The sequence below is a fragment of the Serratia sp. JSRIV006 genome (genome assembly GCF_019968685.1).
Taxonomy (GTDB): domain Bacteria; phylum Pseudomonadota; class Gammaproteobacteria; order Enterobacterales; family Enterobacteriaceae; genus Chania; species Chania fonticola_B.
Genome location: NZ_CP074137.1, coordinates 2,708,778 through 2,734,169, shown reverse-complemented (window position 1 = coordinate 2,734,169; position 25,392 = coordinate 2,708,778). Strand labels below are relative to the sequence as shown.

At 54.6% G+C, this 25,392-nt stretch carries 23 protein-coding genes; 12 read left to right on the top strand and 11 right to left on the bottom strand.

Going from position 1 to position 25,392, the window contains the following annotated elements:
- Positions 1 to 84: 84 nt before the first annotated feature.
- Positions 85 to 987: a LysR family transcriptional regulator gene (locus tag KGP16_RS12705; protein WP_021804485.1), complete on the bottom strand. Its 903-nt coding sequence runs from the start codon at positions 985 to 987 to the stop codon at positions 85 to 87.
- Between the two features lie 144 nt (positions 988 to 1,131).
- Here KGP16_RS12705 and KGP16_RS12700 point away from each other — a divergent pair, with 144 nt between their 5' ends.
- Both KGP16_RS12700 and tus read left to right on the top strand, forming a co-directional pair.
- Positions 1,132 to 2,388 (top strand): MFS transporter, encoded by a 1,257-nt coding sequence (locus tag KGP16_RS12700; protein WP_179251674.1) that lies wholly within the window; start codon positions 1,132 to 1,134, stop codon positions 2,386 to 2,388.
- 149 nt (positions 2,389 to 2,537) lie between these two features.
- Entirely contained in the window at positions 2,538 to 3,473 is a 936-nt protein-coding gene (gene tus / locus KGP16_RS12695; protein ID WP_021804493.1) for a DNA replication terminus site-binding protein, read from the top strand.
- Between the two features lie 88 nt (positions 3,474 to 3,561).
- Here tus and KGP16_RS12690 read toward each other — a convergent pair whose 3' ends face one another.
- The 3 genes from KGP16_RS12690 to KGP16_RS12680 all read right to left on the bottom strand — a co-directional run bounded on the left by KGP16_RS12690 (position 3,562) and on the right by KGP16_RS12680 (position 5,593).
- Positions 3,562 to 3,933 (bottom strand): VOC family protein, encoded by a 372-nt coding sequence (locus tag KGP16_RS12690; RefSeq protein WP_179247426.1) that lies wholly within the window; start codon positions 3,931 to 3,933, stop codon positions 3,562 to 3,564.
- Positions 3,934 to 4,015: 82 nt separating this feature from the next.
- Positions 4,016 to 4,702 carry a YafY family protein gene (locus tag KGP16_RS12685; protein WP_223501426.1) on the bottom strand — a complete coding sequence of 229 codons (687 nt, stop codon included), beginning with the start codon at positions 4,700 to 4,702 and terminating at the stop codon, positions 4,016 to 4,018.
- Positions 4,703 to 4,705: 3 nt separating this feature from the next.
- The gene (locus tag KGP16_RS12680) at positions 4,706 to 5,593 is read right to left on the bottom strand and encodes a LysR family transcriptional regulator (RefSeq protein WP_179245714.1); all 888 of its coding nucleotides are present in this window, start codon (positions 5,591 to 5,593) and stop codon (positions 4,706 to 4,708) included.
- A gap of 106 nt (positions 5,594 to 5,699) precedes the next feature.
- On the opposite strand from KGP16_RS12680, the gene KGP16_RS12675 reads away from it, so the two are divergent.
- On the top strand, positions 5,700 to 6,356 hold the full coding sequence (locus KGP16_RS12675; RefSeq protein ID WP_223501423.1) for a peroxiredoxin-like family protein: 657 nt from the start codon (positions 5,700 to 5,702) through the stop codon (positions 6,354 to 6,356).
- Between the two features lie 43 nt (positions 6,357 to 6,399).
- Here KGP16_RS12675 and fumC read toward each other — a convergent pair whose 3' ends face one another.
- Entirely contained in the window at positions 6,400 to 7,797 is a 1,398-nt protein-coding gene (gene fumC / locus KGP16_RS12670) for a class II fumarate hydratase (protein ID WP_094981766.1), read from the bottom strand.
- Between the two features lie 204 nt (positions 7,798 to 8,001).
- On the opposite strand from fumC, the gene manA reads away from it, so the two are divergent.
- Both manA and KGP16_RS12660 read left to right on the top strand, forming a co-directional pair.
- The gene (manA, locus tag KGP16_RS12665; RefSeq protein ID WP_223501420.1) at positions 8,002 to 9,180 is read left to right on the top strand and encodes a mannose-6-phosphate isomerase; all 1,179 of its coding nucleotides are present in this window, start codon (positions 8,002 to 8,004) and stop codon (positions 9,178 to 9,180) included.
- Between the two features lie 136 nt (positions 9,181 to 9,316).
- Positions 9,317 to 10,876, top strand: coding sequence for a YdgA family protein (locus KGP16_RS12660; RefSeq protein WP_223501417.1), 1,560 nt, complete (start codon positions 9,317 to 9,319; stop codon positions 10,874 to 10,876).
- Between the two features lie 38 nt (positions 10,877 to 10,914).
- Here the strand turns inward: KGP16_RS12660 and KGP16_RS12655 are convergent, their stop codons facing one another.
- Positions 10,915 to 12,054: a serine hydrolase domain-containing protein gene (locus tag KGP16_RS12655; RefSeq protein WP_371822698.1), complete on the bottom strand. Its 1,140-nt coding sequence runs from the start codon at positions 12,052 to 12,054 to the stop codon at positions 10,915 to 10,917.
- A 100-nt stretch (positions 12,055 to 12,154) separates the two neighbouring features.
- Between KGP16_RS12655 and KGP16_RS12650 the strand changes: the two genes are divergently transcribed.
- Positions 12,155 to 13,072: a LysR family transcriptional regulator gene (locus KGP16_RS12650; RefSeq protein ID WP_209523594.1), complete on the top strand. Its 918-nt coding sequence runs from the start codon at positions 12,155 to 12,157 to the stop codon at positions 13,070 to 13,072.
- Between the two features lie 70 nt (positions 13,073 to 13,142).
- On the opposite strand, the gene KGP16_RS12645 is transcribed toward KGP16_RS12650, so the two are convergent.
- On the bottom strand, positions 13,143 to 14,156 hold the full coding sequence (locus tag KGP16_RS12645) for a S9 family peptidase (protein WP_223501414.1): 1,014 nt from the start codon (positions 14,154 to 14,156) through the stop codon (positions 13,143 to 13,145).
- A gap of 145 nt (positions 14,157 to 14,301) precedes the next feature.
- On the bottom strand, positions 14,302 to 15,333 hold the full coding sequence (locus KGP16_RS12640; RefSeq protein WP_037374777.1) for a Mal regulon transcriptional regulator MalI: 1,032 nt from the start codon (positions 15,331 to 15,333) through the stop codon (positions 14,302 to 14,304).
- Between the two features lie 224 nt (positions 15,334 to 15,557).
- Between KGP16_RS12640 and malX the strand changes: the two genes are divergently transcribed.
- The 5 genes from malX to add all read left to right on the top strand — a co-directional run bounded on the left by malX (position 15,558) and on the right by add (position 21,672).
- Positions 15,558 to 17,141 (top strand): maltose/glucose-specific PTS transporter subunit IIBC, encoded by a 1,584-nt coding sequence (malX, locus tag KGP16_RS12635; RefSeq protein ID WP_021178042.1) that lies wholly within the window; start codon positions 15,558 to 15,560, stop codon positions 17,139 to 17,141.
- A 47-nt stretch (positions 17,142 to 17,188) separates the two neighbouring features.
- Positions 17,189 to 18,370 carry a MalY/PatB family protein gene (locus tag KGP16_RS12630; protein WP_094981770.1) on the top strand — a complete coding sequence of 394 codons (1,182 nt, stop codon included), beginning with the start codon at positions 17,189 to 17,191 and terminating at the stop codon, positions 18,368 to 18,370.
- Between the two features lie 244 nt (positions 18,371 to 18,614).
- A complete protein-coding gene (locus KGP16_RS12625) occupies positions 18,615 to 19,394 on the top strand; it encodes an MBL fold metallo-hydrolase (protein WP_223501411.1) in 780 nt (259 codons plus the stop codon).
- Positions 19,395 to 19,509: 115 nt separating this feature from the next.
- Positions 19,510 to 20,484, top strand: a complete 975-nt coding sequence (locus KGP16_RS12620) for a GlxA family transcriptional regulator (protein WP_021804508.1) — start codon at positions 19,510 to 19,512, stop codon at positions 20,482 to 20,484.
- A gap of 189 nt (positions 20,485 to 20,673) precedes the next feature.
- A complete protein-coding gene (add, locus tag KGP16_RS12615) occupies positions 20,674 to 21,672 on the top strand; it encodes an adenosine deaminase (protein WP_223501409.1) in 999 nt (332 codons plus the stop codon).
- Positions 21,673 to 21,718: 46 nt separating this feature from the next.
- Here add and KGP16_RS12610 read toward each other — a convergent pair whose 3' ends face one another.
- Positions 21,719 to 22,960, bottom strand: coding sequence for an alpha/beta fold hydrolase (locus KGP16_RS12610; RefSeq protein WP_094981771.1), 1,242 nt, complete (start codon positions 22,958 to 22,960; stop codon positions 21,719 to 21,721).
- A 132-nt stretch (positions 22,961 to 23,092) separates the two neighbouring features.
- Between KGP16_RS12610 and KGP16_RS12605 the strand changes: the two genes are divergently transcribed.
- Positions 23,093 to 23,983, top strand: coding sequence for a LysR family transcriptional regulator (locus tag KGP16_RS12605; protein WP_094981772.1), 891 nt, complete (start codon positions 23,093 to 23,095; stop codon positions 23,981 to 23,983).
- A 44-nt stretch (positions 23,984 to 24,027) separates the two neighbouring features.
- Here KGP16_RS12605 and KGP16_RS12600 read toward each other — a convergent pair whose 3' ends face one another.
- Both KGP16_RS12600 and KGP16_RS12595 read right to left on the bottom strand, forming a co-directional pair.
- Positions 24,028 to 24,342: an NIPSNAP family protein gene (locus tag KGP16_RS12600; RefSeq protein ID WP_094981773.1), complete on the bottom strand. Its 315-nt coding sequence runs from the start codon at positions 24,340 to 24,342 to the stop codon at positions 24,028 to 24,030.
- A gap of 12 nt (positions 24,343 to 24,354) precedes the next feature.
- Positions 24,355 to 25,350 (bottom strand): bile acid:sodium symporter family protein, encoded by a 996-nt coding sequence (locus KGP16_RS12595; protein WP_021178046.1) that lies wholly within the window; start codon positions 25,348 to 25,350, stop codon positions 24,355 to 24,357.
- Positions 25,351 to 25,392 lie beyond the last annotated feature (42 nt).

The window sequence follows — 25,392 nt, the reverse complement described above, 5'->3', positions numbered from 1 at the left end:
TTTGGAATACAGCGTCAACTATTTGATTCGTTATGTGATTAACAGCACAAATTCACCGAGCTTTCCGCCAAAAACGCCTCTTATTTACCCAGCTTTGGGTTCGAGCATCAGCGCCATTAACGCCTTGGCCGCTGCCGTTAACGGCCTGCTGCGATGATGCACCAACCAGACCTCAGTCATCGCCTCCGGCTCGGCTAAGGGGAGATAGGTCACCCCATCGATCTTCACTCTGCCAAATGACATCGGCAAAATGGAAATCCCCAACCCGGCCGCGACCAGACCGATAATAGTCATCGCTTCCCCCACTTCTTGCGTGATGTAAGGGGCGATCCCGGCATTGGCCAGTAAAGCCAGAATTTCGTCATACAGCGCGGTGCCCACTTCGCGGGAAAAGAACACGAAGGGTTCCTGGGCCAAATCGCTGAAACGCAGCGTGCCTGATGCCTTTAGGGTTAACGGGTGGCCATTCGGCACTACGGCAAGCAAGGGCTCGCGTAATAACAACTGATGCTGCAGCGCATCCGGCAAGCGGGTATTGCGCATCACGCCCAGATCAAGGTCACCGTTGAGCAGCGGTTCAAGCTGTTGCTTGGTGTTCACCTCACGCATTTTGATATGCACATCCGGTGATAACTGGCGAAAGGCTCGCAAGCTACGGGAAACCACGCTGATAAACGGAGCCGAAGAGGTAAAACCAATCGTCAGTTCACCCAGTTCACCACGCTCCAGGCGCGCCGCCTTCTCTGCTGCCCGGTTGACCTGGGCAAGCACCTGATAGGCTTCTTTCAAGAACATCTCCCCCGCCTGAGTCAGGCTGACGTTACGGTTATTGCGTGCCAGCAAACGCGCGCCCACCATATCCTCCAGTGCCTGGATCTGTTGGCTAAGGGGCGGCTGGGAGATCCGTAGCCGCTCCGCCGCCCGGCCAAAATGCAGTTCTTCAGCGACGGCCACAAAGTAACGCAAATGTCTGAGCTCGATATTCATACTTTAAACATCTTAATTAGGATGATTAATATATTAGACAAAAAACTGGCCGCTCCCTATGATTTTGTGACTCAAGACGTATTTTTTATCTCCCTAACCCGGTAAGGAACCGCTGTGACAACCGCTTCGCGTTCTGCGGCCAGTATGCCAAAAACGCTGCCTGCGCCTGACAGTGCCCCAACAACCAAACGCACCACGCTGAATAAACTCCCCTACATCGAACGCGGTACACCGCAGTTTATGCGTGTGACCTTGGCGCTGTTCTCTGCCGGGCTGGCTACCTTTGCGTTGCTGTACTGTGTGCAACCGATCTTGCCGGTGCTTTCGCAAGATTTTGGTATCTCCCCAGCGGAGAGCAGCCTTTCTCTTTCCTTCTCCACTGGGATGTTGGCCATCGGCCTGATGTTTACCGGCCCGCTGTCAGATGCGATCGGCCGCAAGTCGGTGATGGTGGTGGCCCTGCTGTTGGCGGCAATCTGTACGCTGATTTGTGCCTTCATGACCAGTTGGCACGGCATCTTGGTGATGAGGGCGTTGATTGGGCTTTCGCTGAGCGGGGTTGCGGCAGTCGGTATGACCTATCTGAGCGAAGAGATCCACCCGAGCTTCGTGGCCTTTTCTATGGGCCTTTATATCAGCGGCAACTCCATCGGTGGGATGAGCGGGCGCCTGGTGACCGGGGTGCTCACCGATTTCTTCTCCTGGCGGATCTCGCTGGCGGTGATTGGGGTGTTCGCCCTGGCGGCGGCTTGCATGTTCTGGCGCATTCTGCCCGCATCCAAGCACTTCCGCGCTAGTTCATTGCGGCCAAGAACGTTGCTGATTAACTTTAAGCTGCATTGGCACGATAAGGGGCTGCCGCTGCTGTTTGCCGAAGGGTTCCTGCTAATGGGTAGCTTTGTGACAATGTTCAACTACATTGGCTACCGCCTGCTGAGCGATCCTTATCATCTTAGCCAGGCAATTGTGGGCCTGTTGTCGGTGGTGTATCTCACCGGTTCTTACAGTTCACCCAAAGCGGGTGCCCTGACCTCCAGATTTGGCCGCGGCCCGGTGCTGCTGGCGTCCATTATCATTATGCTGATCGGGATACTGATCACCGCCCTGGCCCCTGTCACTGTGATCTTTATTGGCATGATGCTGTTCACCGCCGGTTTCTTTGCCGCCCACTCGGTTGCCAGCAGTTGGATTGGCCGCCGCGCACGCCGGGCCAAAGGCCAGGCTTCTTCGCTCTATCTGTTCTGTTATTACGTGGGCTCCAGCGTTGCCGGAACGCTGGGTGGCGTGTTCTGGCATAATTTTGGCTGGGGCGGCGTAGTCGCCTTTATCAGCGTGATGCTGTTGCTGGCCCTGCTGGTTGGCCACTACCTGAAGAAATTGCCGGAAGCCGCGCGTATCTAACCTCCAGACCCTTTCCGCTCAGGGAAGGGTCCACCTTAGCTCCCTGTTCAGCCAAGTTCACTCATTGCTAATGACGATGATGCGGCTGAAGTTGCCACTCTGGTTACACTGCTCTACAATGTATGTTGTAACTAAAATGCGAGGTAATGATGGATAAGTACAGCCTGATCGGCAGAATGAATGCGCGTTTTAGCGAGCTGGAACAGGCATTGGCGCAACTCCACCAGCAGGTCCAGCCGTTGCGGTTGCTGGCAGCGAGGGTATTCAGCCTGCCAGAAATCGAGAAAGGCAAGGAACATACCGCCATCGAACAGATCAGCGTGGAGCAACATGTGGGCCAGGCTGCCCGTGACCTTGCACTGGAACACTACCAACGGCTGTTTATCCACCACAACCGCCAGCATATCAGCAGCAAGGCGGCGGTAAGATTGCCCGGTGTCATTTGCCTTGAGACCGAAAGAGCCGAGTATCTGGCACTACAACAGCAGATCGCCCTGATCAACCGCCTGAAGGCGGAGTTAGAACAGATCATTACCATCGAGTCTGGCCTGGCTCCTGAGCAACGTTTTGAGTTTGTGCACACCCACCTGCATGGTTTGATCACCCTTAGCGCCTATCGCTCCATTACCCTGCTCACCAACCCGGACTCGGTGCGTTTTGGCTGGGCCAACAAGCACATCATCAAAAAGGTGAAGCGCGACGATATCCTGGCGCAATTAGAGAAAAGCCAGAAAGCCGGACGCGCCGTCCCGCCCTACAACCGCGAACAGTGGGCCGAGTTGGTGGGCCGCGAAATTGACGACGTCAGCCGCCTGCCGCAGAACGCCACGCTGAAAATCAAACGGCCGGTAAAGGTGCAGCCAATCGCGCGCGTATGGTATCAACCGCAGCAAAAACAGGTACAGCACCCCTGCCCGCTGCCGCTGATTGCCCTGTGCCAACCAGAGATGGGCGCACAGGTGCCGAAGATCGGTGAACTGCTCAATTACGACGTGACGGCGGTAAAACACAAATATAAGCCGGAGGCTAAGCCTCTGCGCCTGCTAGTGAAACGCCTGCATCTGTATACCGATGTTGAGGGATGATTAACGGGCGTAAAATCAGTTTATCGCGGTATTTGGTTGAACGGGCACAGCATGTGTGCCCCGTATGGCGAATCTAGCAGTGGAAGAATTACTCGTCGTTAAGCTTGTAAACACGCAGCCGATGGCCATCAAGATCGGCCGCAACAAAGGTGTAGCCGAAATCCAGCTCGACCGGAGATTGCACGATAGTTAATCCTTTATCCCGCCACTGTTGATAGAGCGCATCGACCTGTTGCGGTTGTTCACACATAAAGCAGATTTCTGTACCGCCACCGGTCGCCGCTGGCGCAGGTTCAACGGTATGTTTTGACCACATGCCCAGCTTGAAACCGTTATTCAAGATAAACAAGGCAAAAGTGGGAGACTGCTCGACAGGTTCGGTTCCCAACAGCTGGCGATAAAATTCGGCGCTTTTTTCTGGGTTATCGACATAAATCATGGTCATGCTTGGGGTTGTCATCACGTTATCCTCTGAATGGGAACCGGCTGGCTCCTGATAACGTCACTCTAGTGCCCCCTACTGTCAGTTTATGGCAGCAGGATCATTGGGCAATGCCCTCACTTTCCCGCCACTGCTTCATCAGTGCCCGGCGGCCGCGCGGGTAACGCAGTTCTAGCGGCGTCAAGTGGCCAATACGATCAAGGCGGAAATGGCGTATCGAGCCACGCAATTCACACCAGGCCATCAGGATCTGCACCTGTTCAAAGTAGCCCATGGCAAATGGCCACAAGATACGCTCGCTGCCATTACCGGCATAATCCCGATACTCCACCTTGATTTTACGCTCCAAACGGATGGCTTCACGGATCGTCACCAACGTTTCATCGGCCACATAGACATTAGGCACCGGGCCGATCAGCAGCGTATTGGCATCCAGCTCTTCACGCAGTTCCGCAGGCAACACGGCGGCAATTTTTGCCAACGCATTGGTCGCCGCCCCGGCAAGCTGGCTGTCACCCCGGCGTTCTACCCAGCGCATACCCAGAACCAGCGCTTCGATCTCAGTTTGCGAGAACATCAGCGGCGGCAGCATAAATCCCGGCCGTAATACATAACCGATCCCGACTTCGCCAACAATATCTGCCCCCTGCTGCTGCAAGGTGGCGATATCGCGGTATAAAGTGCGCATGCTGATCCCCAGCTCTTCGGCCAGGGAATGCCCAGCGACCGGGTAACGATGGCGGCGCAGGATCTGCATAAGATCGAACAGGCGTTGAGTGCGGGACATGGGTTACTCTCGTTGCAGCAGTTGTTGAATAAAGTCGGCAAAGGCACGGGCCTTGGCCGAGATGAAGTGCCCACTGGGAAACACCGCCCACAGCGCCAACGGTGGTAACTGCCATTGCGGCAAGACGGCAACCACCTTGCCCTCACGTAATTCACTACGAAACAGCCCTTCACAGGCTACCGTCGCACCAAAGCCAGCCACCACCATTTCACGTAAGCATTCGGTTGCACTCACGCGTACCCGGCCCTGCAATCGGACCTGTTGCTGCTGTTGTTCATGGGTGAACAGCCACTCCTCAGCGCCACCCGCACGGTGATGGATCACCATATCATGCTGTAGCAACTCCCGTGGCATTTGGGGCATCCCTGCTCTGGCAAAATACGCCGGTGCCCCGATGACTCGTTGCGTTGCTGAGCCCAATTTGCGGGCGGTAAAGCCGGAGTCAGCTAAATCACCAATACGCAAAGCGATATCGATCCCCTCGGCGATCAGCCCCAACTCGCCTTCATCAAGCAGCAGATCCATTGCCAATTCCGGGTTTTCGTGTAGAAACCGGCTCAAGTCCGGCAGTTCAATCATACGGGAAAACACCGCAGACGAAGCGACCCGCAGCCGACCAGTCAACACCTCGGCCACGCCTGACACGGCCGATTCGGTTTCCGCAACCTCATGCAAGATGTGCTTGGCCCGCAGATAGAGCTGTTGTCCCGCTTCCGTCGGCCGTAAACCGTGAGTAGAGCGAAGGAGCAAGCGCGTATTCAGCTGTTGTTCCAACCGGACAATCGCTTTGGATACCGCCGGTTGACCCACGTTAAGCCGCCGGGCCGCAACGGAAAACGATCCTGCCTCAAACACGCTGATATAGGTGGCGTAGTCGCCTAGCTTATCCATCCTGCCATTCCCCACTGGAATAACCATTAGTGATCACCGCACTCTACCCCCATACAACGACAATAGGCAAACTGGTTGCTGTCCATTCGCTATTTTAAGGAACAACATGAAACTTCAGGATCAGCTCGACGCGTTCAAAGCCGCTTTTGAAGCAGGCCAACTGCCCTTCAAGCTTGCGCCCTCGGACCATGAACTCTTACGTCAGGGTATCGACGAGCTTATCAGTACAGAAATGGCCAACAACGCCTTGTCGGTTGGAGATCGCGCCCCTGAGTTTACTTTGCCGGATACCCAGGGTAACCCAGTCTCTTCCCGGCAATTGCTGGCTCAAGGGCCGCTGGTCGTCAGTTTCTATCGGGGAGGATGGTGCCCATACTGCAATATGGATCTCCAGGCACTGCAAGCAGTTCTGCCTGAGTTGCGTGACGGTGCCAACCTGGTGGCCATCTCGCCACAGTTGCCGGTTAACGGCCAGCAAATGCAGCAAGCGCATGGCTTAACGTTTCCTTTGCTGACGGATAGCGGCAATAGCCTGGCAGCACAGTTTGGTTTACGTTTCGCGTTGGCGAATGATCTTGTCGAGCTTTACACCAACAGCTTGGGTATCGACCTGACCAAGCTTAACGACGAAAGTGGATGGACATTGCCGATGCCTGCCCGCTTCGTTATCGCGCCTGGCGGTGACATCATTTATGCAGAAGTTAACCCGGATTATACCCAGCGTGCGGATCCACTGGCGTTGGCTTCATTGCTGAAGGGGTGAGCCGCGCTGCCAGGCGCTATCACCGCGCCTGGCCTTTGTGGCCTTATTTCCTCATGCTGCCGACCATCTCCTCTGGCCGTACCCACTCGTCAAACTGCTGTTCGGTCAAATAGCCCAACTTCAGCGCCGAGGCTTTCAGGGTTAATCCTTCCTTGTGGGCCTGTTTGGCGATTTCTGCCGCCTTGTCATAACCAATATGGGTATTCAAGGCGGTAACCAACATCAGCGACTCGTTAAGCAACTGGCCGATGCGTTCGCGGTTCGGTTCAATCCCCACCGCACAGTGCTCATTGAAGCCGCTCATGCCGTCTGCCAGCAAACGGATAGATTGCAGATAGTTGTGAATAACCAGCGGGCGGAATACGTTCAGCTCAAAGTTACCGGACGCGCCGCCAATGTTCACCGCCACGTCGTTGCCCATCACCTGCGCACAGAGCATGGTCATCGCTTCACACTGCGTGGGGTTGACCTTCCCCGGCATGATCGAGCTGCCCGGTTCATTTTCAGGAATGGCGATCTCACCGATGCCACAACGTGGGCCAGAGGCCAGCCAGCGCACATCGTTGGCGATCTTCATCAACGAGGCGGCCAAGCCCTTCAAGGCACCGTGGCCATGCACCAGCGCATCGCAGGTTGCCAAGGCTTCGAACTTGTTCGGCGCGGTGACAAAAGGCTGCCCGGTCAGTTCTGCCAAAGCCTTCGCCACCCGCACAGCGTATTCGGGATGAGTGTTCAGCCCGGTCCCCACAGCCGTACCGCCCAAGGCCAACTCACTAAGATGCGGGATGCTGGCTTCGATATGTTTGAGGTTATATTCCAACATCGCCGCCCAGCCGGAGATTTCCTGACCCAGCGTCAGCGGCGTAGCATCTTGTAGATGGGTGCGGCCGATTTTGACGATATCGTGGAAAGCTTCTGCCTTGGCATGCAGCGTGCGGTGCAGCGCTTTCAACTCAGGGATCAGATGCTCGCGCACCGCGATCACTGCCGCTACATGCATTGCAGTAGGGAAAACGTCGTTGGAGCTCTGGCTTTTATTGACGTCGTCGTTGGGATGGACCCGCCGCGCATCACCGCGTTCGCCCCCCAGTAACTCGCTGGCACGGTTGGCCAGCACTTCGTTCATATTCATGTTGGTCTGGGTGCCGGAACCGGTTTGCCAGATCGACAATGGGAATTCATTGGGGTGCTTGTCCGCCAGCACTTCATCGGCAGCCTGGATAATCGCCTTGCCCCGCTCTGCTGGCAGCAACCCCAGATCCATATTGACGCTGGCTGCCGCACGCTTGGTCATCGCCAACGCATGGATCAGCGCCGGGGGCATTTTTTCTGACGAGATACGGAAATGTTCCAACGAACGCTGAGTCTGCGCGCCCCACAGTTGGTCGGCGGGTACTTCGATGGGGCCCATTGAGTCTTTTTCAATCCGAACGCCTGCCATCACGGTCTCCTTAGCACAATTCCTAAAATGAAGGGGAAATGCCAACGAGTGATAGCCCGTTGGCGAGCCTCCTCAGTATAGCCAGATAATAACTATTCGCATTAACGTCCTGCGCAAACAGCATTTTTAGCCATCTTGGCTTGCATGCGCCTGCGCCACATTGTTTACTTAGCGCAATTTTCTTGAGAAAGCAGGGATACGATCATGCAAAAAATGACTAATGCCATCCAAAACTACGCCTGGGGCAGCGTTGATGCGTTAACCAAGCTGTATGGCATTGCCAACCCGACAGGCAAGCCAATGGCCGAACTGTGGATGGGTGCCCACCCTAAAAGCAGCTCACAGGTCACCGATCAGGCAGGAAACCTGCGTTCTTTGCGTGAAGTGATTGATACCGACCAGCCTAAACAGCTGGGTGCCGAAGTGGCACAACGCTTTGGTGAACTGCCGTTCCTGTTTAAGGTGCTGTGTGCCGACCAGCCGCTCTCCATTCAGGTCCATCCAAGCAAGAGTGCCGCAGAGGTAGGTTTTGCCAAAGAAAATGCCGCCGGTATTCCGTTTGACGCCGCAGAACGCAACTATAAAGACCCGAATCACAAGCCGGAACTGGTGTTTGCCCTGACACCGTTCCTGGCGATGAATGGCTTCCGCGAACTGGATGATATCGTTGCGCTGTTACAACCCCTTTCCGGCGCACATCACGATATCGCCGCCTTCCTGCAACAGCCAGATACCGCCCACCTGGCGACCCTGTTTGCCAGCCTGCTGGGAATGAGCGGTGAGCAAAAAACGCTGGCGCTTGGCGTGCTGAAAGCCGCCTTGAACAACCAGCAGGGTGAGCCTTGGGACACCATCCGCTTTATCGCTCGTTTCTATGCCGACGACAGCGGCCTGTTCTCTCCGCTGCTGTTGAACGTAGTCAAACTGGCACCGGGGGAAGCCATGTTCCTGTATGCCGAGACCCCACATGCCTATCTGAACGGCGTCGCGCTGGAAGTGATGGCAAACTCGGATAACGTGCTGCGCGCGGGCCTGACGCCCAAATTCATCGATATTCCTGAACTGCTGGCCAACCTGCAGTTCCGCCCACAACCGGCATCTGGCCTGCTGACTCAGCCAGAGCAACGTGGCAAAGAACTGTTCTTCCCGATCCCCGTTGAGGACTTTGCCTTCTCGTTACACGATCTCGATGCCATACCGCAACCACTGGCGCAAAACAGCGCGGCGATCGTGTTCTGCGTAGAAGGTGAAGCAACGCTGGAGAAACAGGGCCAACAGGTCATCTTGCAGCCAGGTGAATCCTGCTTTATTGCCGCCTTTGAATCCCCGGTTAACGTCACCGGGAGTGGCCGTATCGCCCGCGTTTATAATCAGTTGCCCTAATTGACGGTAAAATATAGGTAAATAAGTTGCTAAGATGATTAGTTTACCTACACAATAAAAACGCCTACGGGCGTTTTTTCGCAGGCCCAATTGGTCGCCCTGCCCTCTACCGGCTTTACAAAGGAATAACAGAACTATGAAAAAATCGTTAGTCGCTGTCAGCGTCATTGTGGTGCTCGGCGCAGCATGGACTGGAGCCTCTTGGTACACCGGCAAGCTTATCGAGCAACGGATGGGGGAAATGGTAGACACCGCCAATAGCCAGTTGAAGACCATCCTGCCTAAGGCCGGGGTCAAGATGAGCTATGAAAACTACCAACGCGGGATTTTCAGCAGCCAAGCCCGTTTTGTGCTGCGTGCCGATGGTAGCATCACCACCGACGATGCCCTGCTGAAGTCCGGCGAAGAAGTGGCCTTCATTGAAACCGTCGATCACGGCCCATTCCCGCTGGCCCAGTTGAAAAAATTCAACCTGATCCCAAGCATGGCCTCGGTACATACCGAGCTGGAAAACACGCCAAAAGTCAAAACCCTGTTTGAAATCACCAAAGGCAAGTCGCTGTTCAGCGCCGATTCACGCATTGCCTACAGCGGCGATGTCGCCAGCTCCATCGATGTGATCCCGGTGGAATACCAGAAAGACAAATCCTCGCTGAAATTCAGCGGTGCCAAAATTGACGCGGATATCGGCAAGGATATGCAAACCGCTGTCCTGGATGCCAGCAGTGACAGCCTGGTGATCAGTGGCCCGAATCAGTCTGGCCAGAACGAGCAGATGACCATGCAAGGGCTGACGCTCAAAAGCAACACGCATCTGGGCCAATACGGTCTGAGCCTGGGTGAGCAAGCGCTGGGCATGAAGCAACTGACCATGGCTATCGACGGTAAAGACGCCATGACGATGGAAGGCTTCAACCTGGCCAGCCAGTTCGGCGAGAAAGGCAACAGCCTCGCAGGTCAGTTGGACTACACCATGGCAGCGTTGAAAATTCAGGGCACCGATTTTGGCGCGGGTAAGCTGCTGCTGAAAATCGACAACCTGGACGGTAAAGGGCTGAAAGAGTTTGCCGATCGTTACAACCAGCAGGCCATGGCCTTGCTGCAACAGGCAGAAACGCTGTCGCCAGAAGCCTACCAGCAGCAAACGGCTGAGATGCTGGTGCAAAACCTGCCGCTGTTGCTGAAAGGCAACCCAACCATCAGCATCGCACCGCTGAGCTGGAAAAATGCCAAGGGTGAAAGTGCCTTTACCCTTAACCTCGATCTGCTGGATCCCGCACAGGCTGGCGCTGCGGCCGAATCACCGGACCAACAGCTTGCCCGTTCGGTCAAGAAAATCGACGCGCAGTTGACTATTCCGGTCGCTATGGCGCAGGAAACCATGGCTCAAGCGGCACAGCTGCAAGGTGCCAGTGCACAACAAGCACAGCAGCAGGCCGAGCAGCAGGTGAAAAGCCTGGCGGCAATGGGCGAGATGTTCAAGATCACCACGCTGAAAGATAACGTGATTGGCAGCAGCTTCAAATATGCCGATAACCAGATTGAGCTGAACGGCACCAAAATGTCGCTGCCGGAGTTCGTGGGTATGTTCGGGATGCTGGGCGGCGCTTCCGCACCAGAAGAAGACAGTGCACCAGAACCCGATCAGCAGGATGCCGCTCCGGCACCTGAGCAGCCAACTCTGCAAGGGCAATAAAAACCCTCGAGGGCCAGACGATATCTGGCCCTTTATTTTTATCCATAAACCGCATCGCGGATCTGCATGGGATATAAACCGCCCATACCCTCAATTGCGGTGTTGGTCAGCGCTACCACACTCAACTGCGCGACCGGATCGTAAAACCAGCTGTGCCCATATACGCCGCCCCACTGCATAGTGCCATTATTCTGCGGCGTGGCTGCCAATGCGGCATCCACCAGCACCGCGCCACCAAAACCAAAGCCCCAACCCGGCCCCTGAATTTCTGCCTGCGCTCCTACATGGGGTTGTCGCATCAATGCGGCGGTTTCTGGCTGCAAAACTCCATTGCTACCATTACGCAGCGTCTCCACCAGGCGCAGCACATCGTCAGCGTCGCCAACCATTCCCGCGCCAGCCGAAGGATAAGCATGGCGGTCAAGCGCTCGCGAAGGCGCAAACTCCACGTCAAAACCAAACTCCTCAGGAAGCCTCAGTAGAAAGCCGTCATACATCGCTGCCGGTTGCGGTTCAGCATTGTAATAGGCAGGAGCCAGCTTATCCGCGCTCAACGTATAAAAACCGGTATTCCCCAGCCCTAGCGGTTGGCCAACCCAGCGCTCGAACAGCTGCGGCAAAGGCATATCCGCTACCTGCTCCAACACCGCACCCAATACGTCAATTGCCAGTGAGTAGCTGAATTCGCTCCCCGGCTCAGCCTGCAACGGAGCCTGTGCCAACCGCCGCAGATTTTGCTCCAGCGTTAACGAGGACCTCTCCATGCCGTCGTGGACCCCTAACCGCTGGTAGATCCCGCCCGCTGGTTGCTTGAAACGGTAATCCAGCCCGGCAGTATGGGTTAACAGGTGACGAATGGTGATCGCTGGCCGCCGTCCATCGGGCAACGCCGGGGTAAACCACGGTAGCCAACGGCTAACGGCATCATCCAGACTCAGTAGTTGCTGTTCTACCATGCGCAGCGCCGCCAGCGTGATGTAAGGTTTTGAGACCGAAGATAGCCGGAATTGGCTGTTTCTCTGCATGGGTTGCCGCTGTTCGCGATCGGCATAGCCGCTGGCACCGGCGTAAATCACCGCCCCATGCTGAGCCACCAGCACCACGCTACCCACGATCCGCCCTTCGGCGATCGCCTGCTGATTGACTGCCTCTATCCGTTGTGTCAATGCCTGAGCCATAACTGTGATCCTCTTTAGGTAATCAGGCCAGTCTACGGTGTTGACCATTAAATAAAACAGGCTAAAATTTAATGAATCATTAAGCTGGAATTATCAATAGATGAGCTCACTGCTGCAATTACTGCCGTTTTTCGACGCCGTTGCCAAATTGGGCAGCTTTACCCAGGCGGCCAATCATCTGGGCGTCACACCGCCTGCGGTGTCACAAAATATCCGCGCGCTAGAGGCTCACCTGGGAGTACGCCTGTTCAATCGCACCAGCCGTTCAGTCAGGTTAAGCGATGAAGGGCTGGCATTTTATGAAAGAATCGCCCCCGCTATGGGCCAGATTGAGATCGCGGCAGAGAATGTCAGCAGCCAACGTGGTGAGCCAAGCGGCTTATTACGAATTACCTTGCCGCAGTTGGCCGCGTCGATGCTGGTCATGCCCTATCTGCCGGAGTTCCATGCGCGCTATCCTGAACTTAAGCTGGAGCTGTTTACCGACGATCGTTTTGCCGATCTGGTGCTGGATAATTTTGATGCGGGCATCCGCATGCAGCGGATGTTGCAAAAAGATATGGTGGCCGTCCCTATCGACCACGGCCAACAACATGTGGTCGTGGCTTCTCCAGGTTATTTGGCACAACACGGCCAGCCCAAAACGCCACAGGAGTTGCAGCAGCATGACTGCATGCGCTACCGCTTTCCCGGCAGTGGCAAACTGGAACCCTGGTATTTCAGCAACGGCACTGAGCATTTGACGCTGGAGGTCAACGGGCGGCCGATCTTCAATGAAAACCAGCTGCTTAAAGACGCGGCGATAGCGGGATTAGGGCTCACCCAACGCTTTCGGGCCGCCGTACACAAAGAGTTGCAGAGCGGGCAACTGCGAGAGGTTCTGCGGGATTTTAGCCACGTCGCGCCCGGCTTCTTTATCTACTTTCCGGCAGGCCGGCATATGCCGCTCAAGCTGCGCGTCTTTATCGATTTTATGCGGGAAAAACGCGAGCAGCAGATCAGGCCGATCCGCGCTTGAGCTACTGGGTCATTGAAGACCTGGGAGGGATCTTTCACTTTTTGCTTTCAGCGTGGCATCAGAATGCGGTTCACTCATGACATTGCTGATTAAGTATCCAGGCAGAAATAGCACTTAGGGAACCTGGCGAGTAAGCCTGTTGTCCGGCCAGAAGAAATCCGCCCTGCTTCCACCAAGGCCACTGAGAGGATAGCTGGTAGTCAAACCATTCGCTCCGTAAAAGCCCGTGGGTAGCATCAGCGACCCGTCTGATACAGCGAGGTGTTTTGGCCGGTAGCGCTTCGCTCCAGACAGCGATCGTTTCGTGCGGATCGACATTCCGATCGTCCGCCCCCATCAGGATCATTACCGGCGTTTGCATCGCTGAAATAGCTTTCCTTGCATCGGCCTGTGAGTTTCGACGCTCAAAGTCCTGCCGGGTACAACGAGAAATACAGGGAGATGCGGCTGCCTCCTGCGTAAACTGCCTGTCAAAAGCGGCGGCTTCACGTTCTTGCGCCTTCACGATATTTTCAGCTGACAGGCCCTCAGATTGCAGACGTTGCCCGGTATAATAAATCCCCTGAGCTCGCCAATTTATCGCCGCCCCCACCAGAATGACAAAGTCGGTTTTTACCTGTTGGCTGGCCTTTGGCACAACCCAACCCGCCTGAGAAAAGCCAAGAAAACCTATATCGCTGTGGTTAAACTCCGGTTCCTGTTTCAGTTTTCTCAGAGCAGATACTGCTTCTTCTGCACGATCTGACAGGGTTTGTGCCAGCCAGTTACCACTGCTGGCCCCAACGCCGGATTTATCCCATGAATAAACCGCTACTCCTTGGGCAACCAGGAAATTCACCAACGGAATATAGCCGCCTTCAGACCAGCGGTCTTGAGCGCCATCGCCATGAACCAGCAGGACAAGCGGTGGCGATATCTTCCCAGAAGGGAGGATTAATGTGCCTTCCAGAATGTCCTGATGATGCTCAAAGCTGATAGTTCGTTGGTGACCATCATCGGAAAGTTCAAATTCAGATAACCGAATCAGTGAAAAAACGACCAGGAAGCTCACCATGCAGAAACCAAATATCCCATATTTGTTCATAGCCGCTCCCAAATTAAATCTCATACCGCGTCGGTTATATCAAAAATTTCGCTTTAATTTAATCGGCATCAGAGCAAGCCTATTTAGAAACACCTGAGAATTTACAAGACTGGGACAACGGCAAGATTGGAGATATAGCGGCGGATCAGGCCGATCCGCGCTTGATCAGCTCTGGGGACAGGATCACATTCTGCGGGGCCAATGAATCATCGCCAATACGTTGCAACAGCCGCAGGGCAGCACTGCGTCCAACCTCACGAGCCGAGCTGGAGATAAAGGTCAGCGGGGGTTCGGTCAGTTCGGCCTCCGGCACATCGCCAAAACCGATCAGCGCCACCTGTTGACCATAGAAACTGTCCATCCCTTCCGAACCAATACTACGGCCACTGCGCACGATACCAAAATAGGCACCCAACGCCACCGAGGCCTTATGGCACACCAACGCACTGATATTGGGATACTGACGCAACAGGTTTTCGGCAGCTTCAGCCGCTGCCCGTTGATGACAATCGCATTCGACGATCCACTCTGAGCGGAATGGCAGGCCGTATTGCACCAAGGTGGCACAGAATCCCCCCAGGCGTTCGGCGCGGGTGAGTGAATCGCTTTGTCCACCAAGGTAGGCGATCTGGCTATGGCCCCGTTTGATCAAAAATTCGGTGGCCATTTTCGCGGCCTGCATATTATCTGGCCGCACCACGTCTACACCTTCCAGCCCATTGGAACGCGCGGCACACACCAGCGGCACCCCCTGAGCTTCGGCTTTCTCTTTCAGCCCTTTCGCTGTTCGTACCCCACCCGCCAGTACCATGCCGTCGACGCCGTGCTCCAGAAGCATATCAAAACAGCGCATCAGCCCTTTGCCTTCGCGCCCGCTTTGGGTCAGAAACAGCACTTTGCCATTGGCTTCCAGAACCTCACTCACCCCGGCGGTCATCTCGGCATAAAACGGCTCACAGATATCACGCAGGATTAGCCCTACCACCCCCGATTCGCCACCCCGCAGCGTCGCGGCCTGACGGTTGCGAACATAGCCAAGCTGCTCGATCGCCTGATTCACACGGCTCATGGTGGTGGGAGAAATACGCCCTTTACCGCTCAGCACCAGGGAAACGGTGGTCACGGATACGCCTGCCAACTGTGCGACGTCAGTGATAGTGATCTTTTTGATGGTTATAACCTCTGCAATGCCCTATCAGGGCGAGTTTCACCCTGATAACAAATGGTATACCGAATCTCTCAATGCAGTAAAACGATTTACCCACATAAGTATTGTCACCGCAAAGGACCGTTCATAATTGTGATTAGGGACGCATTTTTACTAGGTAAAACGTTTTATCTTATTTTTACCTAATCAGGTACACACAACATTGCATGCTTTTTCGCCAGGAGTCGTCGGTTATGCCAGCGTCTAAAAAACAAAAAATTACGCTTTGGGAGTTTTTCCAAAGCCTGGGCAAGACATTTATGCTGCCCGTCGCACTGCTTTCATTCTGCGGCATCATGCTGGGGATCGGTAGCTCACTAAGCAGCCGTGACGTGATCACGTTGCTGCCTTTCATTGGTCATCCGGCTTTCCAACTGCTGTTCACCTGGATGAGCAAGATCGGCTCCTTTGCCTTCAGCTTCCTGCCGGTGATGTTCGCCATTGCCATTCCTTTGGGCATGGCGCGTGAGAACAAAGGCGTGGCCGCCTTCTCTGGTTTTGTCGGCTTTGCCGTGCTGAACCTGGCGACCAACTTCTACCTGACTACGTCAGGCGTGCTGCCTACCGTCGATCCGCTGGTGCTGAAAGCCAATAACATCCAGAACATTCTGGGCATTCAGTCTATCGATACCGGTATCCTAGGTGCGGTGATCGTCGGGATCATCGTTTATCTGCTGCACGAGCGTTTCAACACCATCCGCCTGCCGGATGCGCTGGCGTTCTTCGGGGGTACTCGCTTCGTCCCAATCGTCACCACTGTGGTACTGGGCCTGTGCGGCCTGATTATCCCGCTGATCTGGCCTTGGTTCGCTGCAGGTATTAACGGGTTGGGCCGTATGATTAACGGCGCTGGCATGTTTGGGCCGATGATTTTCGGCTCCGGCGAGCGTCTGCTGCTGCCCTTCGGGCTGCACCATATTCTGGTAGCGCTGATCCGCTTTACCGAAGCGGGCGGTACGCTGGACGTTTGTGGCCGTGAAGTCAGCGGTGCCTTGACCATCTTCCAGGCACAGCTCTCTTGTCCAACCACCCACGGCTTTGCCGAAAGCGCTACCCGCTTCCTATCCCAGGGTAAAATGCCTGCCTTCCTCGGTGGCCTGCCGGGTGCGGCGTTAGCCATGTACCACTGTGCCAAACCGGAGAACCGTCACAAGATCAAAGGGCTGCTGATTTCCGGTGTAGTGGCTTGTGTGGTCGGTGGTACCACCGAACCGATCGAGTTCCTGTTCCTGTTTGTGGCTCCGTTCCTGTATCTGATCCACGCTATTCTGACCGGTCTGGGCTTCACCGTGATGGCCTTGCTGGGCGTCACTATCGGTAACACCGACGGCAACATTATCGACTTCGTGGTGTTCGGTATCCTGCACGGCACCGCAACCAAGTGGTATCTGGTGCCGTTGGTGGCCGCCATCTGGTTTGTTGCCTACTATGCGATCTTCCGCTTCGCCATCCAGCGCTGGAACATTAAAACGCCGGGCCGTGAGGCGGAAACCACCGCTACACAGAGCGCCCCTGTCGGTGCCGTGGGTAAATCCGGCTATAACGTGCCTGCTATCCTGGCGGCGTTGGGCGGTAAAGAGAATATCGTTTCGCTGGATAACTGCATTACCCGCCTGCGTATGTCAGTTAACGATATGAGCAAGGTGGATGATGCGGTGCTGAAAGCCAACCGGGCTATCGGCGTGGTACACCTTAATGACCATAACCTGCAAGTGGTGATTGGCCCGCAGGTGCAATCGGTGAAAGATGAGTTAGAATCACTGATGGCCAACGCATAACCTTCCCCCCCGGGCGCAGCCTGCTGCGCCCTTGTCCGGAGTTTCACATGTTTGATTTTTCTACCCCGGTAGATCGTCACGGTACCTGGTGCACCCAGTGGGACTACATCGCCGACCGTTTTGGCACCGCAGATCTGCTGCCTTTCACCATCTCCGATATGGATTTCGCCACCGCCCCCTGCATTCTTGAAGCTCTGCAACAGCGTCTGCAACACGGCGTGTTGGGCTACAGCCGCTGGCAGCATGAAGACTTTCTTGGCGCGGTGCGGCATTGGTATCAACAACGCTTCAATGCCCCCATCGAAACGACCAAGGCGGTCTATGGCCCCTCGGTGATTTACATGGTGGCGCAGCTGGTGCGTATCTGGTCGGCTCCGGGGGAATATGTGGTCACCCATACACCAGCCTATGATGCGTTCTATAAGGTGATCTTGGGTAATCAGCGTCAGGTGTTACCTTGCCCGCTGCACAAAGTGGATAACGATTGGCAATGCGATATGGCCCATCTGGAAGCCCTGCTGGCCCGTCCACAAACCAAGATCCTGCTGCTGTGCAGCCCGCAAAACCCCACTGGTAAGGTGTGGACACAGCATGAACTGGAGCAGATGGCAGAGCTGTGCGAACGCCATGACGTGAAGGTGATCAGCGATGAGATCCATATGGATATGGTTTGGGGAGAACATCGTCACACTCCATGGAGCCAGGTGGCCACCACCCCGTGGGCGTTGCTGACTTCCGGCTCTAAAACCTTCAACATTCCGGCGCTCACCGGGGCCTATGGCATTATCAGCGATGATAGTGCGCGGGATAGCTACGTTCAGGCACTAAAAAGCCGCGATGGATTATCCTCCCCTGCGGTGCTGGCAGTTGCAGCCCATATTGCCGCCTACCGCCACGGCGAGCCTTGGCTAGACGCCCTGCGCGACTATCTGCAAGATAACCTGACCTACGTGGCCGAACGGCTCAAGCAGGCGTTACCGCAGCTAAACTGGCAGCCACCGCAGGCCACCTATCTGGCGTGGATTGATATACGCCCGTTAGGCATTGACGACCGCGAATTGCAGCAGGTGCTGATCGAACGAGAGAAAGTCGCCATCATGCCAGGCTTTACCTATGGCGAAGAGGGCCGTGGTTTCCTGCGCCTGAACGTCGGCTGCCCGCGCAGCAAGGTTGAGGCCGGGATGGATAAGCTGATCGCCGCGTTGCAATTTGTCCTGGACGCCAAATAGTCATATCGCCAGGGGCGTAATGCCCCTGGTTTTTCATTGAGCGTCAACGCCCCTCAGCATTGTCAGGCTACCCGTTTAAACCAGAACCATTGCGATTGACCTGATTTCATCGACTAATGACCCGAGAGCATGTCACGGCTTATCCCTGCCCCATTTTATAGTAAGCCCACTCGCATCCATCCTGTCGGACAACCGCAAACACGATGGATTAGCCTCAATATCTGATGAATGACTGGAGCAATCGATGAAATTAACGCAAATCCGCAATGCTACGCTCGTGCTGGAATATTCCGGTAAAAAATTTCTTATCGACCCGATGCTGGCAGAAAAGGAAGCCTGGGATGGCTTTGCCGGGAATGCTCGCCCGCACCTGCGTAATCCCATGGTTGCTTTGCCTGTGGCCGTAGAGCATTTACTGGCTGTTGATGCCGTTATCCTGACCCACACCCACACCGATCACTGGGATGAGGCGGCACAGCAGGCTGTACCCAAAGACATGCTTATCTACACGCAGGATGAGAACGACGCGGCGCTGATCCGTTCCCAGGGCTTTCGCAACATTCGCGTGCTGCAAGATGAAAATCATTTCGTTGACGGTCTGACTATTTATAAAACGGACGGCCAGCACGGCAGTAACGAATTGTACGCAGATGCCCAATGGGGTGATTTACTGGGTGATGCATGCGGGCTGGTCTTCACTCATCATGATGAAAAAACGCTTTATATCGCGGGTGATACCGTCTGGGTTGTACCTTATGTAAGAAGCCTGCAACGCTTCAAGCCGGAGATTGTGGTGCTAAACACCGGCTATGCTGTCAACGACCTTTACGGCCCGATTATCATGGGCAAAGAGGACACGCTGCGCACGCTACAGATGTTGCCGACTGCCACCATCGTGGCGTCTCATATGGAATCGATTAACCATTGCCTTCTTACGCGCGCGGAGTTAAAAGAGTTCACCCTTGAACACAGCATTGATGATCGAGTGCTTATTCCTGCAGACGGTGAAACAATGGCGTTCTGATCAATCACGCCGTCTGATTGAGGAAAGGATGCCATTACGAATCCTTTGGTCAGTCAAAATCAGCATGTTAGCCGTCGGTGATCCGGCGGTTGTCATTTACGGTAAGGTTAACGTTATGTCTACACTGACGGTCGCCGTGATCGCCACGGCCGGATTTAGCCCGTTTCACTTTTCAGTGCCCTGTATTATTTTCGGACAGTCGATGCCGCAGCCGGATTTATTCAGCGTCGAAATCTGTGCTGAACAACCGGGCATCGTTCTGTCTGATATTGGCCTGTCCATCAATGTGGAGCATGGCCTTGAGCGGCTTGACGTCGCAGACATTGTTATCGTGCCCTACTGGCATCATCCTGAAGAAAGACCCTCGCAGGCGCTGCTGGATAAGCTCATAAGCGCATGGCAGCGCGGCGCAGAAGTGGTGGGCCTTTGTCTCGGCGCTTACGTGCTGGCCTATTCCGGTTTGCTTGATCGGCACCGCGCCGCAACGCACTGGGAGTACGAACAGGACTTTATTGAAAGATTTCCCGCCGTGCATCTGGACAGCAACTCGCTGTATACCAGTGATGAACGTCTTATTACCTCTGCCGGCACCGCCGCCGGCATTGACTGCTGCCTGAATATTATCCGTGACCATTACGGAACTGCGGTTGCCAACCGGGTGGCACGAAGAATGGTTGTTCCTCCCTACCGGGAAGGCGGTCAGGCTCAGTTTATTGAACGCCCCATACCGGTATCGACGCGTGACAGCAAAATGAACGAGTTGATGGACTACCTGCGTCGCAATCTGGACAAGCCGCACGATCTCGACTCACTGGCCGGGTTTGTCAGCATGAGCCGGCGAACGTTAACCCGTCATTTTTTCAAGGCAACCGGAACCACGCTGGGAGAATGGCTTAACGCAGAGCGTCTGCAAAGAAGCCAGGAATTGCTGGAAACCACGGACGACAGCATTGAAAGTGTGTCGGACATGGCGGGGTTTCAGTCGCCGATTTCTTTCCGCCAGAGTTTTAAGGCGAGATTCAGCGTCAGCCCAAGCGAATGGCGCCGGGCATTTCGTGGCCCTGCGCCGGTGGATCTGGAAAAGACCTGAGCGCAAGCCATAAAGAACCGTGGCTAAATATAAAACGCATGGGGGAGTCCATCGTCGCTTTATCCTGAACGGCGAACTTGCGATTTAATGTGACAATTATCACTTTTTTATGCAACTCAATAGCTATTTTCATTCGTTTGTTTTTATACTGATCCGCACTTTACCTATACAAAAATAATGAGTGCCGCCATGATTGACTCCCGCTTGCCCCTTACCGATATTCACCGTCATCTGGACGGTAACATCCGCGCGCAAACCATTCTTGAACTCGGCCGCCAGTTCAACCTAGCCCTGCCAGCCAACGAGCTGGCTGCCCTGCTTCCCCATGTGCAAATCACCCATACCGAACCCGACCTGATGAGCTTTTTGCAAAAGCTTGACTGGGGAGTCGCGGTGCTGGGCGATCTGGATGCCTGCCGTCGCGTGGCTTATGAAAACGTGGACGATGCGGCAAATGCCGGGTTGCACTACGCCGAGCTGCGTTTCTCCCCCTACTACATGGCGATGAAGCACCAGTTACCGGTGGCTGGCGTGGTGGAAGCGGTGATTGACGGCATTCGCTCTGGTTGCCGCGACCGCGATATTGACGTACGCCTGATTGGCATCATGAGCCGTACCTTCGGCGAAGCGGCCTGCCTGCAAGAGCTAGACGCCCTACTGACCCATCGCGACGGCATCACCGCGTTGGATCTGGCTGGCGATGAGCTAGGCTTCCCTGGCAGCCTGTTCCTTAGCCATTTCAACCGTGCACGTGACGCTGGCCTGCGCATTACCGTTCATGCCGGTGAAGCCGCTGGTCCGGAAAGCATCTGGCAGGCGATCCGTGAGTTGGGTGCAGAGCGCATTGGGCACGGGGTTAAAGCGGTGGAGGATCCAGCACTGATGGATTATCTGGCGCAGCATGGCATCGGCATTGAGTCGTGCCTGACTTCAAATATTCAAACCAGCACTGTAGCTTCGTTGGCACAACATCCGCTGGCCACCTTCCTGCGCCATGGCGTGGTAGCTTCCCTCAATACCGACGATCCAGCTGTGCAAGGCATTGAGATTGAACACGAATACCGCGTAGCGGCGCCGCAGGCCGGATTAACGCCGCAAGAAATCCGCACCGCCCAGGAAAACGGCCTGAAGATGGCCTTCCTCAGCGAGCAGGAAAAACAGGCGCTACGCGCGAAAGTGCTTGGTTAACACGCGATGCAGGCTTAGCGGCCTTGCAGGTCGCTAAGCCTGTTCCTCATAGTAAACGCAAGAACTCGCTAATCGCTTCAGTCACTTCTTTAGGGGCTTCAATCATCGGGTGATGTCCAACGTTGGCCAAGGTCAGCAACGATGCATTCTCAATAGCACTCACTATTTCATGGCTCAGCTCAACAGGGGTTGCCGTATCATGCTCGCCACAGATAACCAACGTAGGCACCTTAATCTGGGGGAGTAAATTACGCACGTCGCCCCGGGTAATCACAGCAGCGTCAAGAGCCAGTGCCAATCCGGTTCGATCGTGAGCCAACATAACGCTCCTTTCGTGGATCACCTCAGCAGGATTACTCGATAACCACGCTTCGCCATTGATTCGAAGCTGAATGGCGGTAAATACCGCTGCACGCTGTTTCTCAGGCCCATTGAGGATGACTTCACGCCGTTGTTGCCAATGTACCAACCGTTCAGGAAACTCAGCTCTGGCACTAGTGCCGATCAGGATCAATCCCGATATCAGTTCCGGATAACGTGCCGCCAGCCTGATGCCAACCATCCCTCCCTGGCTTTGACCAATAAAGGTGACTTTACCCAGTGACAGTTCCTGGATCATCAACGCCAAATCTCGGCTCAGATCGTCAAGCGTCCACCCGTCAGGATGGTAGCCACTTTGCCCATGGCCTGGCATATCAAGCACAATACAGCGGTATGACTCACTCAGCGCGTTAAATTGCGCGGCAAAAGCTTCATGATCAACCAACAGCCCATGGGCAAAAATCAGCGTCGGACCTTCGCCGCGATCCCAATAACGATAGAGGGTCTGGTTAACTTTAAGCTGTTGCTGCTGCCAGTTATCTACAGGGTCAAAAGCCCGGCCAAGCAACGCAGAGTCTTCAAAGATCTGATAGCGAGCGATCTTCGAATTAGCGACTTTAAAATGGATCACCATGTCACTGCCCACGGTATTCCCGGTACTTAACAAGGTATGACGAAAACGCCCCAGAGCCACGACATTATCGTTATTTTCGAACAGCTCGTTAATGACAAACTCTTGCGGCTTGAAGTTTTTGGGGAAGCTCTCGAACCAGCGCCTGACCTGTACCTTCCCTTGCAGTATTCCCACGGTAGAAACATGCGGGCTACCGTCGATATGCCAGACAACTTCATCATCCAGCAACGCAATGATTTGATTAATATCCCCCTGTGCAAACGCAGAAAAATAACGCTGTACCACTTCTTTCGCATTCAACTTTGGAGCCGTACTACGATCAAGAATTTCCACTATGTCACTCCTAGTGAGACTACATCACCAATGTCATTATCGGTTGATGGTGAGTGAGCAAATTATATGTATTCCAAATATGCATAAATACGTACACAATCAGGAAATCATTTTCCATAAATAGAAAATAACATGACCACAACAGAGTTGGACTGGAATGATTTACGTTTCTTTCTCACCGTAGCGAGAACGCAGAGTTTAACTAAAACCGCCACGGCGCTAAAAGTCAGCCAATCAACGGTAGCCAGAAGAATTGAGGCAATAGAAAACAGCCTGCAGGCAAGCCTGTTTGCACACCACCAGACCGGTTATTTTTTGACCGATGCAGGTCAGGGCATATTAAAATATGCCGAAGAAGTGGAAGAGAGAATTTTGTTGTTGGCAAGTCAAGTCTCTGGGCTAGATCTTCGGCCAGTGGGGACAGTACGGCTAGCAACGGCGGAGACGCTGGCAAGCCAGCTGATTATTCCGGCCTTGCCACGCTTTAGCGCCCGTTTTCCCGATATAACGCTGGAAATCATTACTGGTGTCAATACTGTCTCAATCACCCGTCACGATGCCGACCTTGCACTCCGTCTGGTACGCCCGGAACAGAACTCACTTAAAATCCGCCGGGTGGGCCGAATGGCATCGGCAGTCTATGGTTCTGAAACCTATCTACGGCAGCATCCAACACTTGAAACCCATCCGCTGGATGGGCGAGGCTTCATTACCTGGGATAGCTCTTATAACCACCTGCCGTCAGCAAAATGGCTTACCGGCAACTACCCGAATGCCCCTGCCACGCTGGTCATAACCAGCGTTGTATCACAGATTGCTGCGGTAAAAGCCAATCTGGGTCTGGCCGTTTTACCCTGTTTTATCGCTTCGCAAAACAGTGAGATGGTCAAGGTCATCCCTACAGAACAGGTGTTTGCAGAAGATCTGTGGTTGGTCAGCCATCCCGATTTGACTGCATCGACCCGTATCCGGGCCGTGGCTGATTTTTTAGTAGAGATTATCGACGAAGCAAAATTGGTATAAGCAGAGACAGATACCGGCGTAAATACCGCCAGTGCCTCAGCTTATTAGACAAAAGCGGGTTGATACGGCAGCACCACCCGGTGACTCTCCTCGATCAGGGCCACAATTTCCGTTCGTGGCCCCTCCAACCAAGCTTGGCTGCGGTAGAAATCCTGCAATACCTGTTCCATTTCCGCCATGCCGTCAAACCGCCGCAGCAGGTAATAGGCATCGGGATCGTGTAGCGAGACACCGTACTCCAGCACAGTGATCCCTGCGGCCCTATGCAGCGGCACGCTGTCATGCTGCATGATGTGGTGAAAACGCTCGCCGCTACCCGCTTGTAAACGATATTGCAAAATCTCGACTACCTTGCTCATGCTACGTCCTTGTTATTTAGTTACGGCCACTTCACGCTGCTGGGCTGTTTTACGCGCATAGCGCTGTGCCAGCACCGCACATACCATCAACTGTACCTGATGGAAAATCATCAACGGTAATACCATCGCCCCAACGGCGGCAGCAGGAAATAGCACGTTGGCCATCGGAATGCCGTTGGCCAGGCTCTTTTTCGAACCACAAAACACGATAGTGATCTCATCGGCGGTATCAAAGCCCAGCCAACGTGCGGCATAGGTGTTGATAACCAGTACCACCGCCAACAGCACCAGCGACATCACCAGGATCGTCAGCAGCGACCAGCCGTCAATGGTGTGCCAAATCCCCTCAACCACCGCCGCGCTGAACGCGGTATAGACCACCAGCAGGATCGAGGAACGGTCGGTGAGGTTAATCAGTTTACGATGGCGATCGATCCATTTGCCAATCAGCGGGCGCGCCAGATGGCCAATAACAAACGGCACCATCAGTTGCAGAATAATCGAGCCAATGGCATGCAGTACGTCAGTATTGCCTCCTTGCGTATGCATCAATGCCCCCACCAGCAGCGGAGACAGGAATACCCCAAGAATGCTGGATGCCGAAGCGCTGCAGATCGCCGCCGCCACGTTCCCTCCTGCTGCGGAGGTGAAGGCGATTGCCGATTGAACCGTGGCAGGCAAAGCACACAGATAGAGGAAACCCAGATAAACGGTAGGCGTCATCAAGCCCGGCACCAGCAGGTTCATCGACAACCCTAACAAGGGGAAGAGCGCAAAGGTACTGAGAAACACCACCAGGTGCAGCTTCCAGTGGCTCATGCCGGCAACGATCGCCTCACGGGAGAGTTTCGCCCCGTGCATGAAGAACAACAAGGCTATCGCGGCGGTAGTTAAATGTTCGAAGAAAGTCTGCCAAATCCCTTCACAGGGTAGCAATGAGGCCAACAGCACCACCATCAGCAGTACCAGTAAAAACTTGTCGATACGTAGACGTTGTAACCAGGACATCCTGCAAAATTCCTTGCTATTTAATACGTAAAAAGGGTTCAG

Excerpts from the sequence above, each read along its gene's own strand:
- KGP16_RS12705 (WP_021804485.1), bottom strand. The coding sequence starts at position 987 with ATGAATATCGAGCTCAGACATTTGCGTTACTTTGTGGCCGTCGCTGAA.
- KGP16_RS12700 (WP_179251674.1), top strand. The coding sequence starts at position 1,132 with ATGCCAAAAACGCTGCCTGCGCCTGACAGTGCCCCAACAACCAAACGC.
- tus (WP_021804493.1), top strand. The coding sequence starts at position 2,538 with ATGGATAAGTACAGCCTGATCGGCAGAATGAATGCGCGTTTTAGCGAG.
- KGP16_RS12690 (WP_179247426.1), bottom strand. The coding sequence starts at position 3,933 with ATGACAACCCCAAGCATGACCATGATTTATGTCGATAACCCAGAAAAA.
- KGP16_RS12685 (WP_223501426.1), bottom strand. The coding sequence starts at position 4,702 with ATGTCCCGCACTCAACGCCTGTTCGATCTTATGCAGATCCTGCGCCGC.
- KGP16_RS12680 (WP_179245714.1), bottom strand. The coding sequence starts at position 5,593 with ATGGATAAGCTAGGCGACTACGCCACCTATATCAGCGTGTTTGAGGCA.
- KGP16_RS12675 (WP_223501423.1), top strand. The coding sequence starts at position 5,700 with ATGAAACTTCAGGATCAGCTCGACGCGTTCAAAGCCGCTTTTGAAGCA.
- fumC (WP_094981766.1), bottom strand. The coding sequence starts at position 7,797 with ATGGCAGGCGTTCGGATTGAAAAAGACTCAATGGGCCCCATCGAAGTA.
- manA (WP_223501420.1), top strand. The coding sequence starts at position 8,002 with ATGCAAAAAATGACTAATGCCATCCAAAACTACGCCTGGGGCAGCGTT.
- KGP16_RS12660 (WP_223501417.1), top strand. The coding sequence starts at position 9,317 with ATGAAAAAATCGTTAGTCGCTGTCAGCGTCATTGTGGTGCTCGGCGCA.
- KGP16_RS12655 (WP_371822698.1), bottom strand. The coding sequence starts at position 12,054 with ATGGCTCAGGCATTGACACAACGGATAGAGGCAGTCAATCAGCAGGCG.
- KGP16_RS12650 (WP_209523594.1), top strand. The coding sequence starts at position 12,155 with ATGAGCTCACTGCTGCAATTACTGCCGTTTTTCGACGCCGTTGCCAAA.
- KGP16_RS12645 (WP_223501414.1), bottom strand. The coding sequence starts at position 14,156 with ATGAACAAATATGGGATATTTGGTTTCTGCATGGTGAGCTTCCTGGTC.
- malX (WP_021178042.1), top strand. The coding sequence starts at position 15,558 with ATGCCAGCGTCTAAAAAACAAAAAATTACGCTTTGGGAGTTTTTCCAA.
- KGP16_RS12630 (WP_094981770.1), top strand. The coding sequence starts at position 17,189 with ATGTTTGATTTTTCTACCCCGGTAGATCGTCACGGTACCTGGTGCACC.
- KGP16_RS12625 (WP_223501411.1), top strand. The coding sequence starts at position 18,615 with ATGAAATTAACGCAAATCCGCAATGCTACGCTCGTGCTGGAATATTCC.
- KGP16_RS12620 (WP_021804508.1), top strand. The coding sequence starts at position 19,510 with ATGTCTACACTGACGGTCGCCGTGATCGCCACGGCCGGATTTAGCCCG.
- add (WP_223501409.1), top strand. The coding sequence starts at position 20,674 with ATGATTGACTCCCGCTTGCCCCTTACCGATATTCACCGTCATCTGGAC.
- KGP16_RS12605 (WP_094981772.1), top strand. The coding sequence starts at position 23,093 with ATGACCACAACAGAGTTGGACTGGAATGATTTACGTTTCTTTCTCACC.
- KGP16_RS12600 (WP_094981773.1), bottom strand. The coding sequence starts at position 24,342 with ATGAGCAAGGTAGTCGAGATTTTGCAATATCGTTTACAAGCGGGTAGC.
- KGP16_RS12595 (WP_021178046.1), bottom strand. The coding sequence starts at position 25,350 with ATGTCCTGGTTACAACGTCTACGTATCGACAAGTTTTTACTGGTACTG.